This window comes from Armatimonas sp. (genome assembly GCF_043760365.1).
Taxonomy (GTDB): Bacteria; Armatimonadota; Armatimonadia; order Armatimonadales; family Armatimonadaceae; genus Armatimonas.
This window is the reverse complement of the sequence record NZ_JAYUPA010000938.1, coordinates 1-8,152: the sequence shown is the minus strand read 5'-3', so window position 1 is coordinate 8,152 and position 8,152 is coordinate 1. Positions and strand designations below refer to the sequence as shown.

The window sequence follows — 8,152 nt, the reverse complement described above, 5'->3', positions numbered from 1 at the left end:
CCATGCGCGCCCAGTGCTACGACATGGTCTGCAACGGCACCGAGTGCGCATCGGGCGCGGTTCGTATCCACGTCCCGGAAATCCAAGTCAAGGTCTTCGAGAAGATGGGCCTCACTCCCGAGCAGATCCAGAGCCGCTTTGGGCACATGCTCGACGCCTTTGCGCTGGGTGCCCCACCCCACGCCGGGATGGCACCGGGCCTGGATCGCTTAGTGATGCTCCTCTGCGACGAGGAAAACATCCGTGAGGTCATCGCCTTCCCCAAGATGGGCGGCGGCTACGACCCGATGATGGATGCTCCGTCGGAGGTGGAGCCTGAGCAGCTCAAGGAGCTAGGAATTACGGTGGTTGCAAAACCAGAGTAACTTCCTCTATCGAGAGACGGGGAGCTGGGAGTACGACTTTATCTCCTCGCTCCTTCTGGCGCGTCTGCTGCCCATCGCCCTGCCTCTTGGCTTTGTCACCAACGGGCAGGCAGGGTTTCGCATGCAGAACCGCAACCTCCGTGCGCCCGACATCACCTTCACCACCCGCGCCCGCCGGGGGATTGTCTTCCCGGAGACCGAGCGCATTCTCGTCTACACCTCGGTAAGCGCCAGCACTGCCTACGAAACCGCCGACACTTTCCAGGGACCCCCCCTGCTCCCCAGCCTCACCTTCCGCGTCGGCGAGATCTTCGACACCGACTAGCCGCCGGTTGAAACCGGCGTCTGCAATGGCTTCGTGCCTCAGCCGTAAAGCCCGTGCCGGGCTAACCCAGCCACGGATGCGCTGCGATAAGCTTCTCGGCGAGCTCGGGGCGAACCATATTGATGAACGCGAGGTAGCCCTGGCAGTAGGCTTGGGCGCTTCGGCCTAGGCGCTCGCTGACGCGCTCGAAGCCGTCGGTGTCGCAGTGGTGAAGCACCGCGCGGAACTTTCGGACATCGTCGCGAGAGAGGCGCACGCCTTGCTCGCCATTGACCACAAGGCCGGTGATGATCTGGCGATCTGAGGCCCGCAAGACCTGGGTCTTCTTTTCATTCACCGTCAGCTTTTCATCAGCGACGATCTGCCGCACCAGCGTGAGGAGCAGCCCGATGGGCGCACTGTCATCGGCGTGGGAGAAAGTGAGGTCGTCGGCGTAGCGCGTGTAGACAAAGCCGAGCTTCTGGGCCGCGCCGAGCAGCCGCGCGTCGAGCTTTCGCACCAGCACGTTGGAGAGCGCGGGACTGGTGAGGGCACCTTGTGGGACGCCACGTGGCCCGACAGCGACGAACTTGCGCTCGCCGTCGAACTCCACCACGACGCGCGGGCAGTCGGTGCAGAGGAGCGCGAGGATGGTAGCGACTCCCTCGCTGTGGCCTAAGTGCTCGAAGTAGTTTTTTACCCGCTTGACGCCCAGCGAGGGGAAGAAGTCCTGCAAGTCTACTTTAACCACAACAGCTTTCCCCGTGTGTGGCTCGGCGTTCTTAACCACCGACGCGCCGGGCGAAAAAGCCGTCGCGGCGGCATGGGGAGTTTGCTTGGCGAGAATCTCACTCAGAATCCAGCGCTGTGCCTGGCGCAGCTTGCTCTTGGGGGAGGCCAGCACGCGCTTGCCGCCGCGCTTCTTGGGGATCGTAAAGAGCGAATAGTGCCCTGTCTTGGACGCGGGCCGCTGGTAGCAGAGCCACGCCAGCTCGCGCTCGGTCAGACCCATGGCGTTGCAGAGTGTCTCGATTTCGCCGTCGGCAAACGTCAAGCCACCGGAGACGCCGCGCCCGAGATGTGGCAGGCTGGTTCGTCGCCAGAGTGCGTCCTGCTCGACTTTCTTCTGCCGCGTCGCCTCACGCTCCACTTTCTTGACCACCCGCGCCGAGCGCACCCGCTCAATCCGCTTGCGCCGAATCTCCGCCAGCAGCGCGGGGACATCGCCGCTCTCCCGAATCTCTTTCTCCACCCCATCCAGCTCGCGCCGCACACTCACCAGCTCGTCATAGAGAGGCCGCAGCTTCCGCTCCGCCTCCGCCGACTGCTCCGCGATCTCGGGCGAGGGCGGCCAGAACCCGAGTCGCACCATCTCCTCGCGAATAAAAGCATCCTTGCCGATCTCTTTCAAACGCTGTCGCTCTGCTACTGTCATGCGATGCTCCCTCCCATTAGTGCCAAGAACTCATCCTCGGTCATGACGGGGATTTTTAGTTCTTGTGCCTTGGTGAGCTTGCTACCCGCTTTGTCGCCTGCAACCAAATAGTGGGTGTTCTTGCTGACACTCCCCGACGCTTTCCCGCCGCGCTGGACGACGATTCCCTCGGCTTGCTCGCGGGTGAACTTGGTCAGTGCCCCCGTAAAGACGAAGGTCTTGTCGGTGAAGTCGAAGGCGTCGGCGCTGGCTTCGGTTTTCTTGGCGGCCTTTGCCCCGAGAAGCTGCTGTGATGCCAGCGCGACGGCGGCTAAGATATGGGCGCAGGGGCCTTTTCGGAGCTTCTCGCGCTTGAAGAACGAGCAGGTGCAGCTCGCAAAGCGCACGCGGCCATCGTTGTCAAGATCGAGAGTGACGGCAAACTTGGCCTCGCGCCGCGTCTCGCCGCCGCGCACCCAGGCGCGGAACCGAAAAGTGGTGTCGTCGGTGCGGGCGGTGAGGGTGGAGAATGCCTCGTCTTCGTCGGTGTCTTTTAGAAAGCTGACGCCCCCGGTCTGGACAATACGCGCCGCGAGCTTACTGCGCTGATCTTCCTCGCTCACCGGCGCGGGAAATGGCAGGAGCTGACGCCAGCGGTAGCAAGAATCGGCGAGATCGTACATTGCCATGCCCGTGGCACAGAGCCGCTGGAGCGCTGCGGTGGCGGTTTCTGTGGAGAGATCGGTGATGTCCTCGGGGACGAGCTTGAGGCGCTTTTCGAGTTCCTGCGACGCTTTGGCGATATCGCCATCGCTGGCCTGGCCCGTGGCGGCGAGCACATCGAAGCGGGCCGCACTCGACCAGTCGTTTTTCGTCCAGCCCGAGACCCCAATATCGAAGCGATGGCCGTCCAGCGTGATGCTCCAGTACGACGGCATGCCCGTCCCGAGAAACCGCGCCGTGACTGAGTCCGCGTGGGGCAGTAAGTCGGCAAAAGCGAGCAGTCGCCGCCGTCCCCAGAGCCGAATCTCCGTGGCCGTATCGCCGGTGAACTTGTGAACGCGCTCTTTGATCACCGTCCCCCACGGCTCGATCGTGATGGTAGGGCACTCACCGGGTGTGAGCTGAAATCGTAGCGAGCGTGGGCCGGTCTTCTCACGCGCACTTTGCAGTGCGGCAAGTACCTCGGCGATAGTCTCGGGTGAGAACTGTACCTCGATGGCGGGATAGACGGCGGCGGACTGGACTTGCAAGAAGCCGCGCACCCAGGTCGGCGGCAGGTCAATTTTTTTCTCGACGCGCTCCCCCGCTCCGGTGGCGATGCTCACGCCCTCGGCGGCGACCGAGAGAAACGCAGGGCGATACGAGCGAATGCGGCGCATCTCATCCGCAAGGGCGCTGGAATAGTCCACGTTTGTCGTCCCGTAGCGCACCTCGCCCAGCACGTCAAGCTTTTCCCACGGCACCGTCACGCGCCCGTACGACGACTCATCTAAGCTAAAAACTTCGAAGACGACGCAGTCCCTGTGCACGGAGACCACCGGATCAAGCACCCACCAGGCGTCCCTATCGTGCTTGCGGAGCCACTGAAAGTACTCGTAGCGCTTATTATAAAACTCACGCCCCTGGATCGTCCCCTCCAGAGGCCGAATCTCGGTCGCGAGGTTCTTTAGCCGCCCCTTGAGCCGCGTCTGTTTCTCCTGCAAGCCGGGCAGAGCACGCAGCTTCGCTCCCATCGTGGTGTCCAGCTCCTCTAAGTAGCGCTCCTCGACCCATTTCTGGTAGCCACTATGATCTTTTTGCTTACTTCTCAAGTCCGACGACACGACGTTGTAGAGTGCCAGCATCACCCTCGCATAACTCCGGCAGTCCAAAATCTGCGCCGTAAGCTGCACCCCGGGCCGGGATGCCTCCGCAGTGAGCCCCATCCGCAGCGCCCCGGAGTCGTCAATCCCCGCCTGCGAAGGCCGCGCATAGCTCTGTGTTACTTCCATAATTTACTTCCGCCTTCCCGAACCCACCCGGCTACTCGCACAGCTCGCATCCACCCTCCCTCAGGGCAAGGAGGGTTGAAGACCTCCGCCCTACCTCCCCCTTCCTTCGTAGAGGGAAGGGGGCCGGGGGGATGGGTTCGGGAAGAGGGGCCGGGGGGCTGGCTACCCAACGCTCAGCCCTTCGACTGTCTCGCCCGCCAGTGCTCGCCGGGTGAGCTGCACCAGCGCCCACTCGGCGTCGCGCACGCTTCCCGAGCCTCGGGCGAGGGCGAGCAGCGTCGCCTGATCTACCTGAGCGTCTGGCGCGGCGTTTTCCTGACGCGCTTTGACTGTCTCTTTCGCCCGTCGTGATTTGTGACGCGCTCGCAGCACGGTGCGATCAAAGCCCGGCGCGGACGAGTTGCCCGCCACTTCGGCGGCAAAAGCTTGCATGTCCGGCTCGTCATGCTCAAAGAGCGCCAGCGCGAGTTTCTCGCCGGTGAGCGCCCTAGCTATGGCGAACTGCCGCCCATAAACACGCACGGAGTAGACCGGGCTGTCACAGAGCGCAAGCGCGCGGTTTTCGAGATCCTCCGTGGCGCTTGCCTCGAACCAGCGCTTACCAACAATCACGCTCCCCGGAATCTCGCACTCTAGGAGGCGCAGGGCAAAGGCGAGGCGTAGCGCTCGCCGCCCGACCAGCTCCAGCGCGGGGGTTCGTATATCTGAAAGTACGTGGGTGGCAGCGCAGAGCAATAGTGCTTCGTCGGCTTCCAGCTTGGGCCAGTGGCGCACCAGCCAGCGCCCCAGGAGTGGGCCGAGGGCCGACTCTCGGAGAGCGAGGAGACGCGACGCATCCTCGCACGTCAGCAGGCACTCGGTGATGGCGCTGTCGGAAAGCACACGGGCTTCTAAATTTCCTGTCGTGTCGTTTTTCAGGGCGTCGGGCAAGGCGCTCCAGAGATCGGCGATTCCCAGACCTTCCCGCAGATTGCGTACCCAGCCATCGCGAATCCGGCCCCAGACTGCATCGTCGGCAGCGGCGATGAGGTTGAGTGTTGTCGTAACCGGGAGTGTTTGTGTGAGCGAGGTAAATGCCTGCGCATCGAGCAGCCCGACTAAAAACGGACGTCCCGTCAGAATCTCAGAAAGTTCGTCTGCCGTAAAGCCCGCACGCCCGAGTGTCGCAAGAGCATAGGTCGAACGCATCGCCGTCTGAAGGGCATCGTTTACCTCAGAGGCTATCAGCAGCTCGTCCCAGAGGCTTCGCAGTGCGTCTTTCTCCGTCACTGATGCCGCCAAAACCCGCCAGAATGCCTCGCGCACCAGAGCACTCTCATGCTCCATCAGCTCGTAGGGCTCGCCCAGGCTCTTTCCCGCCGCTCCCCGTTCCAGTGCGACGATCAGAGCCTCACGGTCGCTCTCACGGACACGTGGCACCAGCTCCAGCCACTCTTCCAGCGTGCCTTCGTCCACGGATAGTGCTGCGCCCAGCGCCAGCTCCCGTAGTGCTTGCTTGCCCGTCGCCAGTAGTCCGGGCACAAGCCGGATAATCGCCGTTCCACCAACAGACTCGGGGAAGTGCTCCGCCACCAGCCCCGCAATCGCTCCAAAGCGCCGGAGTTTGCTTGGATCACTGGCACGGAGCACACACTCGACAAAAGTTGCTTTCCACTTAGCGTCGGCATTTGCGTGGCGCACAATTGGGGGCACGAGCTTCGTTCGCTGACGGGCAACCGCGCGCGCAAATCCCAGCGCAGCAAGCTCGGGTGTGAGGCGCGTTGCCGCTACCAGCTCCCGCACGCCGTAGGCAGTCAGCAAGAGTGAGCTTGTCGCGACACCACTCCCCCCCGCACGGGGCACCTCGGCCTTCGCAGCCCGCAAGGCTTTGAGCGCCAGCTCCCGCGCCTGCCAGAGGCATTTCTCCCTAAGATAGAGCTTGGCGGCAAGCTCGGGATTGGCCGTCCATGCCGCCGCGCCCCGCGCCTCAAATCGGCGCAGGCTCAGCCGGAGCGCACTTTTCTCCACAAACGCCCCACGTCCGTGGCTACGCTGCTCAAAGCGCTTCCCGTCCCCAAAGAGCAAGTCATAGGCCACCCAGTGTTTTGTGGGATCGAGCGGCTCGGTGATCGCACTAAGAGTTCGATAGGCCAGCTCGACAAAGCGCTTCGGGTCGGAGTCTGACAAGCCGCGCAGGTGGCGACGGGCACGGCGCTTCATGTAGCCCAGGGTCCTGGGGGATGGGGGTGTGCCGTAGCAAACAGGACGCTCGGGGTAGGCCAAGCTCCAGAGAGTTGTCCCATTAACGCTCTGGACAAAGAGCCAGTCTTGTCCGACGGCAAGGTTTGGTGAATATCCCCCCGTCGCTAGGGATCGTCGCTGAAGTAGATTCTTATCATCAAGTACCACGCAATCCACCAGGCCCGAGCTTTCCACACGCACAAAAGCCTGACGGGATCGTACGGCGAGGGAAGGAACATGATTTGTAGAACCCGTCAGTGCGATCTCTCCGAGCTTTTGCGGCTGCGAAAGCACGGAAAGGTTGTAGGCTCCTAGAACACATGAAGCATACCCTGCCGGTTTCTTGAGAACCCAGAGTGTCTTTTCCATGAGTTCCACGGCGACACAATCGGGCTCGTCCACATCGGCGACCAGCAGTGGCTGTCCAGGCTCTTCCAGAGAGAGAACGCGGAATCCCCGAGTGCGAGGGAGCCGGTTCCAGCTCAACCCCGTATTCAAGGTGGCAACTACTGCGACTCTCCCCTCTACTGTCACACGAATTGCGCCTCGAATCTCGATAGTCGGGCGGCTCTCATGAATATCGCGCAGGTCAATCACTTGGAGCGCATCTTTCACCACGACATAGAGATAGGGAAACGAGGCCGCGACACTAAGTGCATCAAGCGTCAGTGTCGCCAGGAGCTTGAGTTCCTCACGGCTCTCCTCAAAAATCAGGATATTTCCTTCCTGACGTACGACAAGCAGTACACCACACCAAAGAACCTGACTGAGTTCCCCAAACGCACTGTCTAGCTTTGCAGTCCCTAATTTCCGTGGTTTTAAGCGGTTAGAGACATTAAAATCCAAGAGGGCGAGATAAGGATTTCTCCAGGAACGATTGAGAAGAACCGCAAGCCGATCCCCCGAGGCGGCCATAAGCCCCACTCCATGGGTGCGTCCCATATCTACAGTGGGTAGGGGCACTGGGAGATGGAGTGGGGCGGTATCCAGCCGCCTAATCAGTGCCCCGAGAAGCTCAGGATCGGCGTTTGGATCGGCTTCAAGTTTTTTGTAGAGTGACTTGAGCCCCTGCCACGAGCCAAAGGCAAGGGGAGACTCTTTCACAAAACGGAGTAAATCGGTATCTGGCTCAGGCATGGTCATCTCCGACACAAAAAAGTGTGTCTGGGTGGAGGGCGAAATCGCTACTATCCTGCAGGGACCGGCGACGATCACTGTAGGCGCAGACACGGGTAGTGGGTACCCGTTGGGCGTGGCCACCGCACCTCAGCGCGTCGAACGGGTACCCACTACCCGTGTCTGCGCTGAGTCGCATCGGCGACCGGTGATGTAAAGCGAGCTTTACGGCCACCACGACGAAACATCGTGGCTCAAACCCGAAGGTTTGAAAGGCTAACGATTGTCACTCCACCCTCCACTCCAAACACTACGCGCAGTATGCCCGACCCGGAACACGAATGTCAATTCTCTTTTTCTGAAATATATTTCGCGCATTTTATAAGAATCGGGTAGCCTGAACCGTTATAAAGGCGATGAACACAAAACAACTTCTAGAGAAATACTTTGGCTTCTCCGAGTTCCGACCGGGCCAGGAGCAAGTCGTGGAGACGCTTCTTGCAGGGCGTTCGGCACTCGCGGTCTTTCCCACAGGGGGCGGCAAGTCGCTGTGCTACCAGCTCCCCGCGCTGTGCTTTGACGGCGTCACTATTGTCGTCTCCCCCCTCATCGCTCTGATGAAAGATCAGATTGATTTTCTGACGGCGCGTGGCATTCCGGCGGCCCGGCTGGACTCCTCGCTGGGTCTCGACGAAGTACGAAGCATCGGGGAGGGGCTGGCAAGCGGGACGCTCAAGCT

At 61.4% G+C, this 8,152-nt stretch carries 6 protein-coding genes; 3 read left to right on the top strand and 3 right to left on the bottom strand.

The features are described 5' to 3' along the window. Both ACH2EH_RS23680 and ACH2EH_RS23675 read left to right on the top strand, forming a co-directional pair. A partial coding sequence (locus tag ACH2EH_RS23680; RefSeq protein WP_395145673.1) for an amino acid--tRNA ligase-related protein occupies positions 1–365 on the top strand: 365 nt, incomplete at its 5' end. Next, a complete protein-coding gene (locus tag ACH2EH_RS23675; protein WP_395145671.1) occupies positions 349–690 on the top strand; it encodes a hypothetical protein in 342 nt (113 codons plus the stop codon). The genes ACH2EH_RS23680 and ACH2EH_RS23675, both read left to right, overlap by 17 nt. A 61-nt stretch (positions 691–751) precedes the next feature. On the opposite strand, the gene ACH2EH_RS23670 is transcribed toward ACH2EH_RS23675, so the two are convergent. The 3 genes from ACH2EH_RS23670 to ACH2EH_RS23660 all read right to left on the bottom strand — a co-directional run bounded on the left by ACH2EH_RS23670 (position 752) and on the right by ACH2EH_RS23660 (position 7,434). Continuing rightward, positions 752–2,104 (bottom strand): reverse transcriptase family protein, encoded by a 1,353-nt coding sequence (locus ACH2EH_RS23670; protein WP_395145669.1) that lies wholly within the window; start codon positions 2,102–2,104, stop codon positions 752–754. Continuing rightward, a complete protein-coding gene (locus tag ACH2EH_RS23665) occupies positions 2,101–4,077 on the bottom strand; it encodes a BRCT domain-containing protein (RefSeq protein ID WP_395145668.1) in 1,977 nt (658 codons plus the stop codon). Before ACH2EH_RS23665 ends, ACH2EH_RS23670 begins: the two co-directional genes overlap by 4 nt. Before the next feature lie 162 nt (positions 4,078–4,239). Then, the gene (locus ACH2EH_RS23660) at positions 4,240–7,434 is read right to left on the bottom strand and encodes a hypothetical protein (RefSeq protein WP_395145666.1); all 3,195 of its coding nucleotides are present in this window, start codon (positions 7,432–7,434) and stop codon (positions 4,240–4,242) included. A 395-nt stretch (positions 7,435–7,829) separates the two neighbouring features. On the opposite strand from ACH2EH_RS23660, the gene ACH2EH_RS23655 reads away from it, so the two are divergent. Continuing rightward, positions 7,830–8,152 (top strand): DEAD/DEAH box helicase (locus tag ACH2EH_RS23655; RefSeq protein WP_395145664.1); only part of this gene is annotated, 323 nt, incomplete at its 3' end.

What these genes read in the sequence shown, in the direction of transcription:
- ACH2EH_RS23660 (WP_395145666.1), bottom strand. Translation starts at nt 7,434, where the DNA reads ATGCCTGAGCCAGATACCGATTTACTCCGTTTTGTGAAAGAGTCTCCC.
- ACH2EH_RS23665 (WP_395145668.1), bottom strand. Translation starts at nt 4,077, where the DNA reads ATGGAAGTAACACAGAGCTATGCGCGGCCTTCGCAGGCGGGGATTGAC.
- ACH2EH_RS23670 (WP_395145669.1), bottom strand. Translation starts at nt 2,104, where the DNA reads ATGACAGTAGCAGAGCGACAGCGTTTGAAAGAGATCGGCAAGGATGCT.